The 16,905-nt window shown below is 67.6% G+C and carries 17 protein-coding genes and 2 pseudogenes; 10 read left to right on the top strand and 9 right to left on the bottom strand.

Annotation, left to right across the window (positions count from 1 at the left end; genetic code table 11):
• Positions 1-53 precede the first annotated feature (53 nt).
• From ACQP2Y_RS13665 to ACQP2Y_RS13640, 6 genes and pseudogenes are all read right to left on the bottom strand, one after another.
• Positions 54-533, bottom strand: coding sequence for a hypothetical protein (locus tag ACQP2Y_RS13665; protein ID WP_433732439.1), 480 nt, complete (start codon positions 531-533; stop codon positions 54-56).
• 94 nt (positions 534-627) lie between these two features.
• A pseudogene (locus ACQP2Y_RS13660) lies at positions 628-675 on the bottom strand (hypothetical protein); the annotation flags it as partial.
• Positions 672-1,046 (bottom strand): hypothetical protein, encoded by a 375-nt coding sequence (locus ACQP2Y_RS13655; protein WP_433727924.1) that lies wholly within the window; start codon positions 1,044-1,046, stop codon positions 672-674. The pseudogene ACQP2Y_RS13660 and the gene ACQP2Y_RS13655, both read right to left, overlap by 4 nt.
• 31 nt (positions 1,047-1,077) lie before the next feature.
• Positions 1,078-1,881 (bottom strand): alpha/beta fold hydrolase, encoded by an 804-nt coding sequence (locus tag ACQP2Y_RS13650; RefSeq protein WP_433731935.1) that lies wholly within the window; start codon positions 1,879-1,881, stop codon positions 1,078-1,080.
• Positions 1,882-1,968: 87 nt separating this feature from the next.
• Complete coding sequence (locus ACQP2Y_RS13645; RefSeq protein WP_360817712.1) at positions 1,969-2,529, bottom strand: DJ-1/PfpI family protein; 561 nt, start codon at positions 2,527-2,529, stop codon at positions 1,969-1,971.
• A 91-nt stretch (positions 2,530-2,620) separates the two neighbouring features.
• Entirely contained in the window at positions 2,621-3,364 is a 744-nt protein-coding gene (locus ACQP2Y_RS13640; RefSeq protein WP_433727921.1) for a GntR family transcriptional regulator, read from the bottom strand.
• Between the two features lie 321 nt (positions 3,365-3,685).
• Between ACQP2Y_RS13640 and ACQP2Y_RS13635 the strand changes: the two genes are divergently transcribed.
• The 7 genes from ACQP2Y_RS13635 to ACQP2Y_RS13605 all read left to right on the top strand — a co-directional run bounded on the left by ACQP2Y_RS13635 (position 3,686) and on the right by ACQP2Y_RS13605 (position 11,888).
• The gene (locus tag ACQP2Y_RS13635) at positions 3,686-5,071 is read left to right on the top strand and encodes an extracellular solute-binding protein (protein WP_433727919.1); all 1,386 of its coding nucleotides are present in this window, start codon (positions 3,686-3,688) and stop codon (positions 5,069-5,071) included.
• A gap of 80 nt (positions 5,072-5,151) precedes the next feature.
• Positions 5,152-6,018: a carbohydrate ABC transporter permease gene (locus ACQP2Y_RS13630; RefSeq protein WP_433727917.1), complete on the top strand. Its 867-nt coding sequence runs from the start codon at positions 5,152-5,154 to the stop codon at positions 6,016-6,018.
• Positions 6,018-6,929, top strand: coding sequence for a carbohydrate ABC transporter permease (locus tag ACQP2Y_RS13625; RefSeq protein ID WP_433727915.1), 912 nt, complete (start codon positions 6,018-6,020; stop codon positions 6,927-6,929). Before ACQP2Y_RS13630 ends, ACQP2Y_RS13625 begins: the two co-directional genes overlap by 1 nt.
• Positions 6,929-7,996 carry an ABC transporter ATP-binding protein gene (locus ACQP2Y_RS13620; RefSeq protein ID WP_433727913.1) on the top strand — a complete coding sequence of 356 codons (1,068 nt, stop codon included), beginning with the start codon at positions 6,929-6,931 and terminating at the stop codon, positions 7,994-7,996. The genes ACQP2Y_RS13625 and ACQP2Y_RS13620 overlap by 1 nt, the downstream gene beginning before the upstream one ends.
• Entirely contained in the window at positions 7,996-9,072 is a 1,077-nt protein-coding gene (locus ACQP2Y_RS13615) for an ABC transporter ATP-binding protein (protein ID WP_433727911.1), read from the top strand. Before ACQP2Y_RS13620 ends, ACQP2Y_RS13615 begins: the two co-directional genes overlap by 1 nt.
• A gap of 5 nt (positions 9,073-9,077) precedes the next feature.
• Positions 9,078-10,538 carry an NAD-dependent succinate-semialdehyde dehydrogenase gene (locus tag ACQP2Y_RS13610; protein ID WP_433727909.1) on the top strand — a complete coding sequence of 487 codons (1,461 nt, stop codon included), beginning with the start codon at positions 9,078-9,080 and terminating at the stop codon, positions 10,536-10,538.
• Between the two features lie 108 nt (positions 10,539-10,646).
• Positions 10,647-11,888, top strand: coding sequence for an iron-containing alcohol dehydrogenase (locus ACQP2Y_RS13605; RefSeq protein ID WP_433727907.1), 1,242 nt, complete (start codon positions 10,647-10,649; stop codon positions 11,886-11,888).
• 20 nt (positions 11,889-11,908) lie between these two features.
• Here the strand turns inward: ACQP2Y_RS13605 and ACQP2Y_RS13600 are convergent.
• Positions 11,909-12,097 (bottom strand): annotated as a pseudogene (locus ACQP2Y_RS13600) (hypothetical protein); the annotation flags it as partial.
• Positions 12,098-12,535: 438 nt separating this feature from the next.
• Between ACQP2Y_RS13600 and ACQP2Y_RS13595 the strand changes: the two are divergent.
• Positions 12,536-12,853, top strand: a complete 318-nt coding sequence (locus ACQP2Y_RS13595; RefSeq protein ID WP_433727905.1) for a PP2C family protein-serine/threonine phosphatase — start codon at positions 12,536-12,538, stop codon at positions 12,851-12,853.
• A 78-nt stretch (positions 12,854-12,931) separates the two neighbouring features.
• Here ACQP2Y_RS13595 and ACQP2Y_RS13590 read toward each other — a convergent pair whose 3' ends face one another.
• Positions 12,932-13,480, bottom strand: a complete 549-nt coding sequence (locus ACQP2Y_RS13590) for a hypothetical protein (RefSeq protein ID WP_433727903.1) — start codon at positions 13,478-13,480, stop codon at positions 12,932-12,934.
• A 776-nt stretch (positions 13,481-14,256) separates the two neighbouring features.
• On the opposite strand from ACQP2Y_RS13590, the gene ACQP2Y_RS13585 reads away from it, so the two are divergent.
• Positions 14,257-14,814, top strand: a complete 558-nt coding sequence (locus ACQP2Y_RS13585; RefSeq protein WP_433727901.1) for a hypothetical protein — start codon at positions 14,257-14,259, stop codon at positions 14,812-14,814.
• Between the two features lie 316 nt (positions 14,815-15,130).
• Here ACQP2Y_RS13585 and ACQP2Y_RS13580 read toward each other — a convergent pair whose 3' ends face one another.
• The gene (locus tag ACQP2Y_RS13580) at positions 15,131-15,661 is read right to left on the bottom strand and encodes a DUF4386 domain-containing protein (RefSeq protein WP_433731933.1); all 531 of its coding nucleotides are present in this window, start codon (positions 15,659-15,661) and stop codon (positions 15,131-15,133) included.
• A 413-nt stretch (positions 15,662-16,074) separates the two neighbouring features.
• Between ACQP2Y_RS13580 and ACQP2Y_RS13575 the strand changes: the two genes are divergently transcribed.
• Positions 16,075-16,800, top strand: a complete 726-nt coding sequence (locus tag ACQP2Y_RS13575; RefSeq protein WP_433731931.1) for an AfsR/SARP family transcriptional regulator — start codon at positions 16,075-16,077, stop codon at positions 16,798-16,800.
• Positions 16,801-16,905: the final 105 nt, after the last annotated feature.

Here is a 16,905-nt window from a genome sequence, read left to right as displayed (position 1 = left end):
CCCCAGCACAGGGGATTCGTGCCAGCTTCCACACCGGCGGCCACGCCCTCCGCTCACGTTGGCGTGGCAATCATCGATGAGCGCATCAGCGACTCCGGCCGGCACAGCACGGTGATTCGATACGACAGACCGACGTTGGACCAGATCTGGCCCCGCAGCGTGAGGCAGATGCCGACCCGGTCGTCGTGCTCGGGGTGCTCGAAGAAATCCGCCTGCGGGTCCGCGATCGCGCCGACCAGACCTTGCGTGCCCTGCGTAGTGCCAGGCACTTGGAGCAGGCCGACGACAACCTGCACCTCGGCGTCGTCCAGCTCGGAAACGGAGTACCAGTGGGTGTCAGGCAGGAAAAGTTGCGAGTCGACAGCGCGCCGCTGGTATCGCGGCCCCATCATTCCGGATGCCGGGTCGGGGATGTCGCCGATCCAGGCCGTCCCGGCGAAGTCGGTACGCAGCCGCAGAGCGTCGGACGGAAACACCGTCACCAGCGTGTCGAGGCGAGGCTGGGCGGCGAGGTACACGGATGCGTCGGTCACGATCGCACTCTAATCCGGGTCTGAATCCTCGTTTCTCCCGCATGTCACACAGCAAGACAGCGCCGGGCAACACAGCGGCGGAGGCCACGTCATCGGGGGGATGGCAGTGTTCGAACAGCGTGCCACTCCGGATCGGCGTCACCTCATAGGCAGGCGACAGCCGCCGCACGACCGCTTCCCCCTCACCGGCCCCTGATGGTTCGCTCCCGCCCGGCAACAACCCGCCGACCGGTGAACGACCGGCTTCCCTGAGCGCCGCCGCAGATCACCGTCGACAAATGCCAGCAACGCCTTCTTCGCAACCCATCCGGACTCCCGCTGTTCCGCCGTCGAACCGCCGAGTTCTACAGGCTGCTTCTCGACTGTCGGCGTCAGCGCCACCCGCCCATCGCGGACTGAAGGTGTGATGGATGTGCCGTCGGCCCCGAAGGAGACGTACTCGTCGTTCTCAACGTCGGTTGCTTCGAGGTAGCTCTCTGCGCGAGCCGAGGAACCGAAGACCGTCAGGTTCATTGAAGAGGTCGTCGCCGTTGCCAATCGCAACTCACGGTCCGCTTCCTTGTGGTTTCGCATGGTCGAAGGTTCCGTTGACTACAGGTATGCCTGAGAAGTTGAGGTGCCGGCGGAGGAAGCAAGACAGGAGCTGCCTGAACTCGTACGGATGCTCGGTTGCCGGCACGTGACCACATCGGCCGAGCACGTGCAGACGGACGTCGGCCAGATGTCCGAGCAAGGGCAGGGCTGCCGTCCCGAGCGGGGTGACCCGGTCGTCGGCGCCGTGAACGAGCAGCACGGGCGCGCGGACCGCTGCCAGCGTCTGCGCCGAGAGGGTGAGCTCGTCGACCCATCGTGCCCTGGGCGGAGGGAACAACAACGCGAATGTGGCCGCCCCCGCTCGCATCGCAGCTGCCCGGGCGTCGACGGCCGCATCGGTCACGAGCGCTTGGTCGAGGACGAGGCGGCCCAGCATGTCTCGTGCCCCGAGCGGGCCGGCGGGGGCGGCCCAGATCGCGTCGAGCTCGGCGGACAGCGGCGCCCCGGGGGCGCCCATCGTCGAGACCGCCACGACACGGGTGACTTGCCGGGGGCGTGCGGCCGCCAACGCCAGCGCCACGGCACCGCCCATGGAGTGGCCCACCACGGCGTATTGCTCGTGACCGAGAGCGTCCATCAGGCTCGCGGCCTGCTCCGTCCACAGCCGGAGCCCAACCCTGGAGCCCGCCGGGATCGGTGTGCGGCCGAACCCGGCCTGGTCAGGAGCAACCAGGTGCCAGGACGTGCCCAGCGCCTGCGCGGTCGTTGTCCAGGCGCCGGACCCGGTCGTGCCGGGTCCGGAGCCGTGCAGCATCAGCACTGCGGGCCCGGTGCCGCTTTCCAAGACGTGGACGGGGGATCCGTCGACTGTGACGGTCCGATGTATCGACACGGGGGCAGGTCAGGTGTTGACGGACTTCGAGAAGAGCTCCATCATCGCCCGGCCGAATTGCGGCATGTCGGGCCACCCCCGGCAGGAGACGAGGTTGCCGTCCACGACGTCGGGAGCGTCGATGACCGTCGCGCCCGCGTTTTCCATGTCACCTGTGATCGGCGGGAAGCATGCCGTCTTCCGACCCTTCAGCAGCCCGTACACCGCCGGCACCTGCGCGCCGTGGCACACCAGCGCGATGGGGAGGTTGCGCGCGAAGAAGTGCTCGGTGATGCGCCTGACGTCGGCGTCGACCCGGATCCACTCGGGGGCCCGTCCCCCGGGGATGATGAGGGCGTCATAGCGCTCGACGTCGACCTCGGCCCAGGGCACGTCGACCGGCAGCTTCCGGCCGTTCTTCTCCACGTAGGCGTCGGAGTTGGGGTCGAACTCGTGGATGACCAGTTGCACGTCACGCAACGTCCGTGACGAGACGTCGACGTCCCAGCCGCCCTCCTGCACGCGATAGTAGGGATACATGGTGTCGAGCTCCTCGGCGGCGTCGCCGGTCAGGAGCAGCGCTCTGGGCACCTGCTTCTCCTCGCATGTGGGGGGCGCGTGAGGGGTAAATCCAATCCGATCCGATCTGGTTGAGTCAGCATCGCTCGGGCCGGCACGCCCGTCAAGCCTCTGCCGCCATCCCGTCCGCGTCCTTGACCTCGTCGAACAATCGCCGGAAACGCTCGCCGGACCGCAGGATGTGCCGGCGCATCGCGTAGGCGGCCGCATCGGGGTCACGTGCGGCGATCGCGGCCACGACTTCCTCGTGCTCGGCCATGGCCAGGTGGGTGACCTGGGTGTCGTGGTGCAGCCGGAAGAGGTGCACGTGGCTGTGCAGGCGAGCGAGCGTTTCACGGATGATCTGGTTCTCCGCGCTCAGGGCGACGAGATCGTGAAAAGCGGCGTCGCGTAGCCCGAAGGCGCCATAGGCCGTGGGCCCGTTGCCCCCCTCCAGCTCCGCCATCTCCTCCAGCATTCGTCGCAGACCGTCCACCTGCGGCAAGGATGCGCGTTCGGCGGATCTGCGCGCCGCTGCCGGCTCGAGGAGCAGGCGGATCTCGAGCATGTCCTCGAATCGGTGCCGGGTGATCTGGGGAGGAATGCGGTAGCCGGCATGGGGCACGCGCACGACCAGGCCCTCGGCCTCCATGCGGTTCAGCGCGTCCCGGATCGGCGTCTGCGAGACCCCCAGCTCCCGCGCCAGGACGTCGATCGTGACGCGGGAGCCGGGCTCGATCCGTAGCGACATCAGCTGCCCGAGCAGGGTGTCGTACACCTCGTCGGCCAGCCGGCCATGAGCTCTGCCCGGCGGCATCCCGCCCGTCATGGCGCCACGGTCCCGCGCGATCACCGATTCGTCGTCCATCGTGACGTGAGGTCCTTTCTTGCGTCCTGGCGAACCTGTTGACATCAATCACAACGCTGCGACATGCTGACGCCCTCACCGGATCGTATAGGAAACGTGGCGTTCGCTCGCCATCGCGGAACCGCCCGCCATCGCTCTACTTCGATCGCCGCGAGCTCCCTCCCAGTCCGCAGGCCGGCCCTCGAGACTGCCCGCGGCACGCCTGGAACCCAGCAACTGCTCGGCGATGCACCTAGCGAGGCTCCAGAAGTCCTTACCCAGAAAGCAGGCAAGAAGATGCGGTATCCGAAGCGAACAGGACCGCCCGTTCCCGGTCGAAGGGTGCGGCTGGCGACGGCGGCCCTGCTGCTGGTGACCATGACCACGGCGGCTTGCGGCGACAGCCAGGACGACGACGCGAAGGCGAGCGCCCCCAAGGCACCGGCGACCATCCCCGAGCTCACCAAGGACCCGCTGACGCTGAGCTTCATCTGGTTCGAGTGGCCCCCCGCCCAAGCGTTGGAAGCCTTCGCGAACGAGGAGTACAAGAAAGAGCGACCCAACGCGACCATCAAGGTCAACACCGTACCGAACGCGAACTGGCACGACGCGATGTTCACCCAGTTCGCCGCGCGCAAGACCGACTTCGACATCGCGATCCTGGACTCGCAGCACATCGGTGAGGCCGTGACGAACGGCAACATCCTCGACCTCACCGACTTCGTCAAGCAGAACGTCGACGTCAAGGCCTACAACCCGTACCTCCTGGCGGCCTACGGCCAGTACCCCCAGGCGGAGACCGGCAAGCGCGACGAGAACGCCAGCCTGTACGGACTGCCGCTGCTCGGCGACACCTGGACGATGATCTACCGCAAGGACCTGATCGGCGACAAGCCACCGCAGACCTGGGACGAGATGATCTCAGCCGCCGAGAAGTGCCAGGCGGACAATCCTGGCGTCAGCGGGCTGGCTTTCCACCAGGCCAACGGCTCCGACGCCGCGGCCGTCACCTACAACACGGTCAACGGCGTCTACGGCGGCAACCTCTGGGACGCCAAGACGAAAAAGATCGACGGCGTCCTCAACGACACGGCCGGCCAAGAGGCGATGGACGTCCTGGTCAACAAGATGAAGCCGCTGACCGCCAAGGGCTCCGGCAACTGGTTCATCGACGAGACGAACGCGGCGGTCGCCCAGGGCAAGGCCTGCATCGCGTTCAACTGGATCGCCGCGAGCGGCGGCCTGCTCGACCCGAAGCAGTCCACGCTGGGCAAGACGCGGGAGCAGATTCTCGACAAACTGGGCTTTGCCACCCTGCCGAAACAGAAGACAGACCTGGTGCCTCTCGGCGGCATGGGGATGCACGTGTCGGCCTACTCCCCCAAGGCGAACCAGGCCGAGGCCCTGAACTTCATGAAGTGGTTCGAGCAGGCTGACATCCAGAAGAAGTGGGCCGCGGCCGGCGGCGTGCCATCGCGTACGGACGCCCTGGCGTCGCCCGAGTTCCTCAATGCCGGGCCGTTCAACCAGGTGTACGCCGACTCGGTTCCGCGGATGCGGGACATGTGGAACGTGCCCGAGTACGCGCGCCTCGTCGACATAGAGAACACCAACGTGAACGCGGCTCTCAACGGCGCCAAGAAGCCGAAGCAAGCGCTCGACGACATCGCCAAGGAACAGCAGGGCGTGCTCGACTCCAGCGGTAAAAAGGGTGGCGGCGGACTGTGAGTGCCCCCGTCCCTCTGACGACCGACCGTCCCGAGCAGGTGGCGTCCGTGACGCCGCCTGCCCGGGGCAGGTCCCGCTGGTTGAGCGACCGCCGACTCGCCGTGGTCTTCATCGCGCCGGCGCTGCTGCTACTGCTCGCCATGTCGGTGTTCCCGTTGCTGTGGGCCTTGTACCTGTCCTTCACCGATTACTCGGCCACCCGCGGCGGGCCCGCGAATTTCATCGGGTTCGGGAACTACACCGCGATCCTGACCTCGGCGCAGGTCCACCTGAGGGCCCTGACAACGTTGGTCTACGTGGTCGGCGCGGTCGGTCTGCAGACCGTTCTCGGTTTCACCATCGCCTACCTGATCTCACGGCGTACGCACGGGCGAGGACTGCTGACCACTCTGTTCCTGGTTCCGATGATGCTGTCGCCGGTCGTGGTCGGGCTGTTCTGGCGATTCATGCTCGACGCGCAGTTCGGCGTGGTCAACAGCATGCTCGGCTCGCTCGGCCTCGGGCAGGTCGAGTGGCTCACCCGGCAGCGAACGGCGTTGATCTCCCTGATCGTGGTCGACACCTGGCAATGGACGCCGTTCATCATGCTCATCGCACTCGCCGGCCTCACCGCGGTTCCCAAGTACCTGTACGAGGCCGCCTCGATCGACCGGGCGTCCGAGTGGTTCCGGTTCCGCACCATCACTCTGCCGCTGGTGTGGCCGCTGCTCCTCATTGCCGTGTTGTTCCGGTCCATCGAGGCCTTCCGCCTGTTCGACCTCGTCTACATCCTCACCAGCGGAGGTCCGGGGGTCTCCACCGAGACGTTGTCGTTCCACGTCTACAAGGTCGCGTTCCTGGGCTTCAACACCGGAACCGCCTCGGCGTACGGAATCCTCATGGTCCTCGTCGTCATCGTCCTCACGCAGCTCTACCTGCGCTACCTGAACAAGCTCAAGGAGGACTGATGGCCCTCTCCGTCGGCGAGGCCGTGTCCACAGGTCCGGTCCAGGATCACGATCCCCCCACGCGCCGCCGTGGCGGCCGGGGCCGATCCGTGCTGGAGGTCGCGCTGCTGACCGTACTGGCCGTGGTGATGCTCTTTCCGGTGCTGTGGATGATCGAGACGTCCATCAAGGAGAACCGGGACGTCTACGCCATCCCGGCCAAGTTCCTCGACTTCAAGGTCACCTTGGACCACTACAGGGACGTGTTCGTCGCCTCCGGCGGCGGTCGTTCGACCTTGTCCGGCTCGTTCCTCAACTCCGTCATGGTCGCCGGCGTCTCCACGGTGCTGGCCACCGTGCTGGGCGTCCCGGCGGCCTGGGCCTACTCACGCTTCGACATGAAGGCCAAGAAGGACCAGCTGTTCTTCATCCTGTCCACCCGCTTCATGCCGCCCGTGGTGGTCGTGGTCCCGATCTTCCTCATGTACCGCCAGGTCGGACTCATCGACAGCGCGCTCGGACTGATCCTCATCTACACCGCCTTCAACGTCCCGTTCACCATCTGGATGATGAAGGGTTTCGTCGACGAGGTACCCGCGGAGTACGAGGATGCCGCCATGCTCGACGGCTACACCCGCTTGCAGGCGTTCCGGAAGTTCACCCTTCCCTTGCTCGTGCCCGGCATCGCCGCGACGGCCGTCTTCGCACTCATCTTCTCGTGGAACGAGTTCGTGTTCGCCATCTTCCTCACCTCCAGCGACAACGTCCGGACGGCGCCACCCGCCATCGCCGGGCTCATCGGCGGTACCACAGTGGACTGGGGTCTCGTGGCCGCCTCCTCCGTGGTGTTCGCCCTACCGGTGCTCGTCTTCGCCTACCTGGTGCGCAAGCACCTCGTCGCCGGTGTGACGCTCGGCGCGGTGCGACGCTGATGGCCGGCATCGAGGTGACCGCGCTGCACAAGCGCTACCCGGACGGGACGGTCGCAGTTGAGCACGTGGACCTGTCCATCGCTGACGGCGAGCTGTTCGTGATGCTCGGCCCTTCGGGTTGCGGCAAGACGACCACGCTGCGGGCCATCGCCGGCCTGGAAAGGCAGACGACGGGCGACATCCACATCGGCGCCACGCTGGTCAACGACCTGCCGCCCGCCGAACGCGACATCGCCATGGTGTTCCAGTTCTACGCCCTCTACCCGCATCTGAGAACCCGCGACAACCTGGCGTTCCCACTGCGGGCCGAGGGACTGCCCAAGGCGGAGGTCCGTGAGCGGGTCGACGAGGCCGCCCGGCTGATGCGGCTCGCTCCGCTCCTGAACCGGCGACCGCGCCAGTTGTCCGGCGGGGAGCAGCAGCGCGTCGCGCTCGCTCGCGCCCTGGTGCGACGACCGCGCGCCTTCCTCATGGACGAACCCCTCACCAATCTGGACGCGGAGCTGAGGGCGGACATGCGTACGGAGATCAAGCACCTGCAGGGGCAGCTGGGGACGACGATGGTCTACGTCACCCACGACCAGGTCGAGGCGATGTCGCTCGGTCACCGGATCGCCATCCTCAACAAGGGCCGCGTCGAGCAGATCGGTACGCCGCTGGAGGTCTACGACCGTCCGGTGAGTCTTTTCTGCGCCGCGTTCATCGGCTCCCCGCCGATGAACCTGATCGAGGTGGAGGTGGCCGACGGGAAGCTGCGCGGGCAAGGCGGACTGGCCCTCACGCCACCGCCGGGCCTGCCGCGCGACCGTCGCCTGGTCGCCGGCGTCCGGCCGGAGGCGCTGGAGGTCGCAGAACCGGGGGCGGAAGACTCAGTACCGGCCCGCGTGGTCTCGGCGGAGTGGCTGGGCGACGAGATCATCTACGTGGTCGACCACGGCGGCCGGCGCGACGTACGGGTGCGGATGCCGTCGACTGTCCGGTTCGCTACTGACGCGAAGGTCGGGCTGCGGCACAGCGGCGGGGCCCCGGCGGTCTATGACGTGAGCACGGAAGAGCTGGTGGCCTGATGGGAACCGTGGCAGCGCACGGATTGTGCAAGTCCTTCGGCAAGGTCCAGGCCCTGGACGGGGTGACGCTGGACGTGCCGGACGGCTCGTTCTTCGTCGTCCTCGGGCCCTCCGGGGCAGGCAAGACGACGACCCTGCGAGCGATCGCCGGCCTGGAGAAGCTCGACGCCGGGTCGGTGCATCTGGACGGGAGGGATGCGACCGATGACGCTCCCGCCGTACGGGATCTGGCCATGGTCTTTCAGAATTACGCCCTCTATCCGCGACACACGGTGTACGAGAACATCGCTTCGCCGCTGCGGGCACGCCGCTCTTCTTCGAGCGAGATCGCCGCTGCCGTCGAGCGGATCTCGAGCCTGCTGCACATCGAACGTCTGCTGCAGCGTCGCCCCGCGCAGTTGTCGGGCGGTGAGATGCAGCGTGTCGCCCTGGCCCGGGCGCTGGTCCGTAGCCCGCGCGCGTTTCTCATGGACGAGCCGTTGACGAACCTCGACCTCAAGCTCCGCGTCGAGATGCGCACCGAGCTCACCCGCATCCACTCCAGGCTCGGAGCAACCTTCGTCTACGTGACCAACGACCAGGTCGAGGCCCTGTCCATGGCCGACCAGGTCGCGGTGCTCAGGGAGGGGAAGGTGCAACAGGTCGGAACGCCGGCCGAGGTGTACGAGCGGCCGGCCAACCAGTGGGTCGCCGGGTTCGTCGGAAGCCCGCCGATCAGCCTGCTCGCCTGCCACGCCGAGGGCGATCGTCTGGTCGGTGCCCAAGGCTGGACGTTGCCACGGCCCCGCTGGACCACGGCTGAGGACGGTCGTTCCCTGCTGCTGGGCCTGCGTGCGGAGGACCTGTCCGTCGAACAGCGTGGGAACGCGTCGCTGTCAGGCGAGCTCTACGAGCTCGAGCCGCTCGGTGACCGGACGGTGGTCGACGTCCGAGTGGGGACGGAGATCCTCAAGGTCAAGGCAAGACCGACCATCACCGGTACGCCGGGCGAGCGGCTGCTTGTCACGGTCGACCTGGACCGTGCGCACCTGTTCGACGCCGGCACCGGGCTGTCGCTGTCCGAGGCCGGGCGGTAGCCGCGATGAGTGACCCGATGGACGTCCTGGCCCCCGAGCACCGGCGGCTCCGGATCGGCGACGCCTGGCGCGACGCCGCAAGCGGAGCCACCTTTGCCGTCGAGGACCCGGCCACCGGCAAGACCGTCGCCGAGGTGGCGGACGCCGGCGTCGTTGACGGGCTCGCCGCTCTGGACGCGGCGAGCAAGGCAATGGCGCAGTGGGCGGCGACCCCGCCGCGGAAACGGTCCGAGTTGCTGACCGCGACGTACCGGTCCCTGACCGGGCGATCCGAGGAGGTCGCCCGGCTGATAACGCTCGAGATGGGCAAGCCGCTCGCCGAGGCTCGGGCCGAGGTGGCCTACGGCGCCGAGTTCTTCCGGTGGTTCGCCGAGGAGGCGGTGCGCGTCGAGGGGCGCTACAGCACCGCTCCCGCAGGTGGATATCGCATCCTCACGGTGCCCAAGCCGGTCGGACCGTGCGTCTTCGTGACGCCCTGGAACTTTCCGTTGGCGATGGGTGCCCGCAAGATCGCTCCGGCGCTGGCGGCGGGCTGCACGACCATCACCAAGCCGGCAGCCCAGACGCCGCTCACCATGCTGCTCCTGGCCCGCATCATGGAGCAGGTCGGCGTTCCTCCCGGCGTGGTCAACGTGGTGACCACCAAGCGGGCCGGCGAGGTGGTCTCAGCACTGCTGGCCGACAGGCGGACCCGCAAGCTCTCGTTCACCGGGTCGACCGAGGTCGGGCGCGTGCTGCTCCGACAGGCAGCGGACAACGTGCTGCGCACCTCCATGGAACTGGGCGGCAACGCGGCCTTGATCGTGTGTGCCGACGCCGACCTGGACGTCGCGCTCGACGGTGCCATGGTGGCCAAGATGCGCAACATCGGGGAGTCCTGCATCGCGGCCAACCGGATCTACGTCGAGGAGCCGGTGCGCGAGGAGTTCACGGCGCGCTTCGCCGAGCGGATGGGCGCGCTTTCGGTGGGCCACGGTCTCGACGACGGCGTGGACGTCGGGGCGCTGATCGACGAGGCCGCGGTCACCAAGATCGAGGAGCTCGTCGCCGACGCGGTCGATCGCGGCGCCCGGGTCCTGGTGGGCGGCGAGCGTCCGGATGGGCCGGGCCACTTCTATCCGCCCACGGTCGTCGTCGACGTGCCCGACGATGCACGGATGCTGGGGGCGGAGATCTTCGGTCCGGTGGCGCCGATCATCTCGTTCACGTCCGACGACGAGGTGCTGGCGAAGGCCAACGACACCGAGCACGGCCTGGTCGGATACGTCTTCACCCGGGACCTTCAGCGGGCGCTCCGGTTCGCCGAGGGGCTGGAGACGGGGATGCTCGGCATCAACCGAGGTCTGATCTCGGACCCGTCGGCTCCGTTCGGAGGCGTGAAGCAGTCCGGGATCGGCAAGGAGGGCTCGCACGAGGGCATCCTCGAGTACCTCGACGTCACCTACGCGGCGATCGACCTACCGTGACCAGCCCGCTGCTCCGGTCGGCCGGCCTTGCCGACGCCGTCCCGGTCTCGCCGGTGACCTGGACGTCCGCCCAGCAGATCGCCGCCGATGTTCCGGAGAGGCACTGACATGCTCGAGACCGTCCGCGGACCACGCCAGCTGATAGTGGGCGAAGGGGTCGCGCAGAACATCCCGCGAGTGGTGGCCGAGAGTGGCTCGCGAGTCCTCATCGTGACCGACCAGGTCCTTCTGGGGCAGCCCGGCGTGGCCGCGATCGTGGCCGCCGTGCGGGAGAAGATCAAGGTCGTCGAGGTGTTCTCCGACGCGACTCCGGACGTGCCACTCGCCGATGTCGCCCTGGCAGTCTCGGTCGCCGCCGAGATGGACGCCGACGTGATCCTCGCGATCGGCGGTGGCACGGTGATCGACCTCGCCAAGATTGTCGGCGTCATCCGCCGCCACGGTGGGACGCCGCGCGACTACTACGGCGAGTCGAAGGTGCCGGGGCCGACGATTCCTCTCGTCGCTGTACCGACGACGTCAGGCACCGGCTCCGAGCTCACCCCCGTCTCGGTGTTGACCGACCCGGACCGCGAGCTGAAGGTGGGGGTCTCCAGCGTCCACATCGTGCCCGACTTCGCCATCGTCGACCCCGAACTCACCTACACCTGCCCCGCGACCGTCACCGCCCACTCCGGCATCGACGCGTTCTGCCACGCGGTGGAGAGCTACACCGCGCGACCCCGGGCCCACGGACCGCGCGACCCGGTGGAGCAGGTCTTCCTCGGCCGCAATGCGATCACCGACCACTACGCGCTCCTGGCCGCGGAGCGGATCGCCCGTAGCTTGCGCCGTGCCGTCAGGGACGGAGGCGACACGGACGCGCGCGCGGACATGTCCTACGGGTCCATGCTCGCCGGGCTCGCCTTCTCCCACGCGGGCAACGCGGCCCCGCACGCCCTCCAGTACCCCATCGGCGCAGCCACGCACACGCCGCACGGCCTCGGCGTCGGGCTGCTACTGCCCTACGCCCTGGACGCGGCCCGGGATGCCATCGGCGACCGGTTGGCCATCCTCGCCCGGGTGTGCGGGCTGGACGTGACCGACGCCTCGGATGCCGAGGCGGCTGATGCGTTCCTTGCCTGGCTCGACGGACTCCTTGCCGACATCGGCATCCCGCCCACCTTGGCGGACCTCGGCGTGGCACGCGCCGACCTTCCGCGCTTCGCGGAGATGGCCAGTGGCGTCACCCGATTGATTCAGAACCATCCAGGGCCGACCGACACCGCCAGCCTGACCGCGATCCTCGAAGCGGCCTGGGCCGGGGACCGGAGCCGACACAACCTGACTCTGAGCAGAGACAGTGGCTGAGTGAGTGTTCGAGAGGTGGATCAAGTCCATGTGAAGGTGCGGCGGAGTTGACGGCGGGCTGGGCATCCGCGGGTGATACGGCGGAGCATGCCGTTGATGGCGGCCCAGCGAATGATCACTTCGGAGACTTCGGGGTGGCATTCGTAGTCGCGGGCCAGCCGCCGGTGGGCGGTCAGCCAGGCCAGGGTTCTGTCCACCACCCAGCGGCGGGAATGCAGGCCGACGGATCCGTCCCGATCCTCGACCGCCTCCAGCAGTGGCTGCATCGCGCCTTGGCCGCCATCGATGACCCGCAACAGCGCCGCAGCGTCTCGCGCTACGCCCACTGGTATCCCTCGCGCCGGCTCCGAACCCGCACCGGCCCAAACACTGCTGTCACGGATACTCAGGCCACCACCGTGCGCAATCACATCGACGCGGCGACCGCTGCCCTGGCCGACATTCAGTACGCCGACGTCGATCAATGGCGCGCCGAACGGCGGGTCGCCCGCAGAGCCGAACTGCGGAGCTTTCCTGCGCTGGGCACGCAGCGAAAAGCTGACCACCGTCGCGCTCGTAGTCTCGCAGTGGGACAGGCCCGCGGACCGTATCGACCAAGACCGACCCCGACCGCCCTACCGGTCTCGCTCGGCGACAGGCGCCCCCCGGTGGTCGTGGAAGAGGCCTTGGAGCCCGGTGACCGCCTGCTTCTCCACACCGACGGCATCATCGAAGCACGCTCGGCCGACGGCGAGCAGTTCGGCGTCGAACGACTCACCGACTTCACCGCCAAGGCCCTCGCCGACCAGCTTCCCGGACCGGAGACCATGCGGCGGCTCGTGCACGCCATCCTCGACTACCAGGACGACCGGCTGCAGGACGACGCCACCGTACTTCTCGCCGAATGGCGCAGTCCCGCCCCACCACAATCGGACACCGAACTGATCACCGGGTCGGAACAAGAACCGCTTGACCTGGACCAGTGACCACGCTGCGCCGGTGCGGATGATCGACTTCCGTCGCGCCCGCCGCACCGCGGAACGAGGCGTCCCGCGTGATGGTCATCAGTCGGCGGCGAGGAGTTCGGCGCGTTCGGCGGCGACGTCGAAGTCGGGTTCGGGGTACTGCGGGTCGATGTCGGCGAAGGCGTCGCGCAGCAGGGTGGCGACGGCCCAGTTGCGGTACCACTTGCGGTCGGCGGGCACGACATACCAGGGCGCGGCAGTGGTGCTGCACCGGTTCACCGCGTCCTCGTACGCCTGCTGGTAGTCGTCCCACCGGGCTCGTTCAGCGAGATCACCCGGGTTGTACTTCCAGTGCTTGCTCGCGTCGTCGAGCCGGGCGAGCAGACGCTTCTTCTGTTCGTCCTTGGAGATGTGCAGCATGACCTTGACCATGGTCAGCCCGTCGTGGCGGCGTTCCTCCTCGTCGGGCAGGCCGAAGCTGACGGCTTTCATGCCCGCAGGGCTCATGCTCTGGGTGACGTTGCGGACGGTACCGTCTTTGCCGCCGCAGTCCATGGCCTGCAGCACCAGCAGCACCCGCCGGTTGGTGGCGCCCTCTTTGGCCGAGGCGAACAACCGCTCCTGGTACGCGGCGAGCTCCTTCGACATTGCGGCCACCTCGGTCTGTGACCACCGTTTCGGGTCGTGACCGATCACCCGCTTCTCCGGCAGCCCGGGAGTGCTGCGCGGGTCGATGTCAGCGAGCCGTGTACCGCCGGGCCGAACCGTCAACAGTTCGTGTAGTCCAGGCATGCGTGCTCCCTCGGGCGGTAGGCGGCTCGATTTGTTTCCTTACCCCGAGAGTCGCCGGTGTCACCGTGTTGTTGGGAAGCTCTACAGGCGGTAGCCGCGGGAGCTTCGGCACGGCGCGTCCGGGCGGCAACCCGATGTCCGCCGCAAGCTTTCATCCGCCATGCCCAGCGAGCTACGCGCTCGCCTCTCATCGACCGCTCGTCGCTATCCGCAACTGGTACCGGGCGTGCGCCCGGCGGCTCATGGCGGTGGCCGACAATTGTCAGAGGCGTTCACGAATTACCTTTGTCACGGCGAAAGCGTGACTATCGTCATAACAAAAGCATGACTTTTGTCATCGACACATTCCAGCCCTCTACAACTTGACAGTCTCCGTTAGACGGTGAAAGCTGGCGGAAATTGGTGACGGCGCCAGCGCCAGTTCGCAGAAGTGAAGAACTGTCCCCGCACGTCGACGTGCGTTGACGGACGATGGCGTACGTCCGAGTGCGAAAATCGCCGACGCCTTCTTCTCGAAAAATCGCAAGAATTAGTTCCTGCTATATGAATCCACCGCTCCTCGCCCAAGGTTATCCGCAGAGCATGACGGGCAGATACTGCACAATGAAGCTCGTCGATTAAAGGAGTGGGACATGCGCATCGGGATCATCGCCAGGCTCGCATTAGCCAGCACAGTCGCATTGGCCATGGCCACGGTCGTGGGCACCCCGGCTGTAGCTGCGCCGGCACCGAAGGTCGCTGCCGGCACCATGACGTCCGCCGTCAACGGCACCTTCGGCAACGGCGGCACGGTAACCGGAACCTTCACACCGAAGCGGTTCGCCGCGCAGAACGGCAAGGTGGTCGCCATCGGCACGTTGCACAGCGTGCTGACCGACGCAGCCGGTTACAACGTCGGCACCACGGACACCGCAGTCACCCTGCCGGTGCAATTGCCGGCAGGGGACGTCGGCACACAGGCCGCCTGTCCGATCCTGCACCTGGTGCTCGGCCCGCTGGACCTCAATTTGCTCGGGCTGACGGTCCACCTCAACACCGTCGTGCTCGACATCACCGCGATCTCCGGGCCGGGCAACCTGCTGGGCAACCTGTTGTGCGCGATCGCCGGCCTGCTCAACGGCGGCCTGAATGCGCCGCTCGCGCAGATAGTCGCGCTGTTGAACGCGATCCTGGCTCTGCTGAGCCTGTAACGCTCCAGATCGGCCGGTCCCTCGCCACGCGAGGGACCGGCCCGCGTCGCCGCTCTGCCGAGATACGGGTGCACGGCACGACCCACGCCCCGTGCGGGAGGAGAACGTCAGGGCGGCGGCAACTAGTGGTCGTCATCCTGACGTTCATAGAAATCAACCGAACCTGAGAGCTAAATGCCTGCGGGATGACCTTTGAATGCGGTGTAGGAACTGTGCGTATGCCCTGCGCGCAAGAAACCCAAGCTAGGCGCAACGGCACGCCAACGAGTCACGCGTCGCCAGCACTCCCCCGGCGATACCTTGCGCCCGCGCCGAGTCACACACGCCACCCATCAGCACCGACCTTTACGAGCGCGCCCAGCAGACCATCAAGAAGCGCCACAACATTCTGAGCGAGGCCGAGATGACGGTGCAGGCGGTCTGGATCTCGCCGTGAGCTGGCGCTGGATGCAGGTGCCTTTACGAGCCGGTGTTCACGGTGATGGGTTCGCCCTCGATCAGGGCCGGGATCGGAGCCGGCTCGAAGCCCTTGACGATGAGATAGACGCCGACCGCCGATGATTGCCAGCATCGCCAGGCCTCGCGGCACGAGTCCGGATCGGTACATCAGGTAGCCGAGGATCATGCCGCTCGCGATGCCGGCGAGGATGCCGGGCCCGACCAGGAACGCCCAGTCGTAGATCGCGACGAAGGCCTCGCCGAGAGCCGCGTCGGTGCCGGCGGTGCCTTGCTGGCGCATGAACACGAACGGGAGCAGGCTGACGACCCCGATAGCGATGAAGGTGCCCTCGACGAGCCGGGCGGCGACGTAGCCCAGCGCGAGGCTTTCGCTGTATCGCTTGAACAGTGCGTACGGGACGACGGCTGTGCCGACGTTGGCGATGATGAGATGATTTCGAGGGTGGCGCCCAGACCCACGCTGACGGTGGGGTCGGCGCCGGTCCCGGTGATGAGGGCGAGGATGTCCCGCACCGGCGTCAGCGGGCGGTGCGGCTGGTCGCTGAGGTGCGGCCGCACTACGAGTCCGACTGGGCTGCGATCACCGCGGAAGCTCAGAAACTCGGCATCGGCACCGCCGAGACGCCGCGTAAATGGGTCCGTCAAGACCAGGCTTTGAGCAGGCCTGCACTCTTCCTGCGGCTCTGGGCTATTTCTGCGACCTGCCATTTTTGTGCCGTAGCTGCGACGCAGGGCTTGACGCTGCGGGCGGGCGGCGATGGCATGAATGAGGCTCTGCACGGAGTCGGGCAGGGGGCCTCCATGGGACGTGTCCGCATATCTCCCGCACACCGCATCGATCTCCTCGGACGGTTCGCCGTCGTCGCCTCCGGGCGCCGGGTGGGCCTGCGCCCGAGTGCCCGGCGCCTGGTCGCCCTGCTCGGCGTCCGCGGGCCGACCGCCCGGTCCGACGCCGCCGGGCTGCTGTGGCCGGACCTTGATCAGCACCGCGCCCGCGACAACCTCCGGACGGCGTACTGGCGGTTGCGTAACGACGCTCCACAGCTGGTGACCGAGGAGGGCGAGGTTCTGCGCATCGCCGACGCATGCGTCGACTTCGACGAGGTACGCCAGTGGGCGTGGCAGGTTATGCGCGGCGAGGATCTCCCGTTCCGTCCGTGGGCAGGTGGCCCGCTCGAGTTGTTGCCCGGGTGGAGCGACGAGTGGCTGGTGGAGTTCCGGGAGGAGTTCCGGCTGCTCACCCTGTACGCCCTGGAGGGCTGCGCGCAGCGATTGCTGATGGCCGGCCGGGTGGGAGAGGCCGCCACCCTGGCGCGTACGGCAGTGGGTGTGGACCCGCTGCGGGAAAGCGCGAACCGGCTGCTGATCGAGATCGAGATCCGGGCCGGCAACGGCCTCGACGCCGTCCGGCAGTACCGCCGCTACGCCCATCTGCTCGATCGGGAAGTGCAGGCCGAACCGGGCCCCGGGCTGACCATGCTGATCGCCCCGCACCTGCGGCCACCGGCCACCAGCCGTCACTGCTGATCCCATCCGGCAGGTAGCCGACACCGGAGCCTCGGCTGTCACGCCGCTGAGACGCCTCCGCGACGCTGTCCACGCGCGAACTCCCACACGGCTGCGATGCCTGCG

Origin of the sequence: Actinoplanes sp. CA-051413 (assembly GCF_050955795.1) — a bacterium.
In the GTDB taxonomy this organism is placed as follows: Bacteria; Actinomycetota; Actinomycetes; order Mycobacteriales; family Micromonosporaceae; genus Actinoplanes.
Note: the sequence above shows the minus strand (reverse complement) of the source record. Positions and strands in the feature narration are given on the sequence as shown.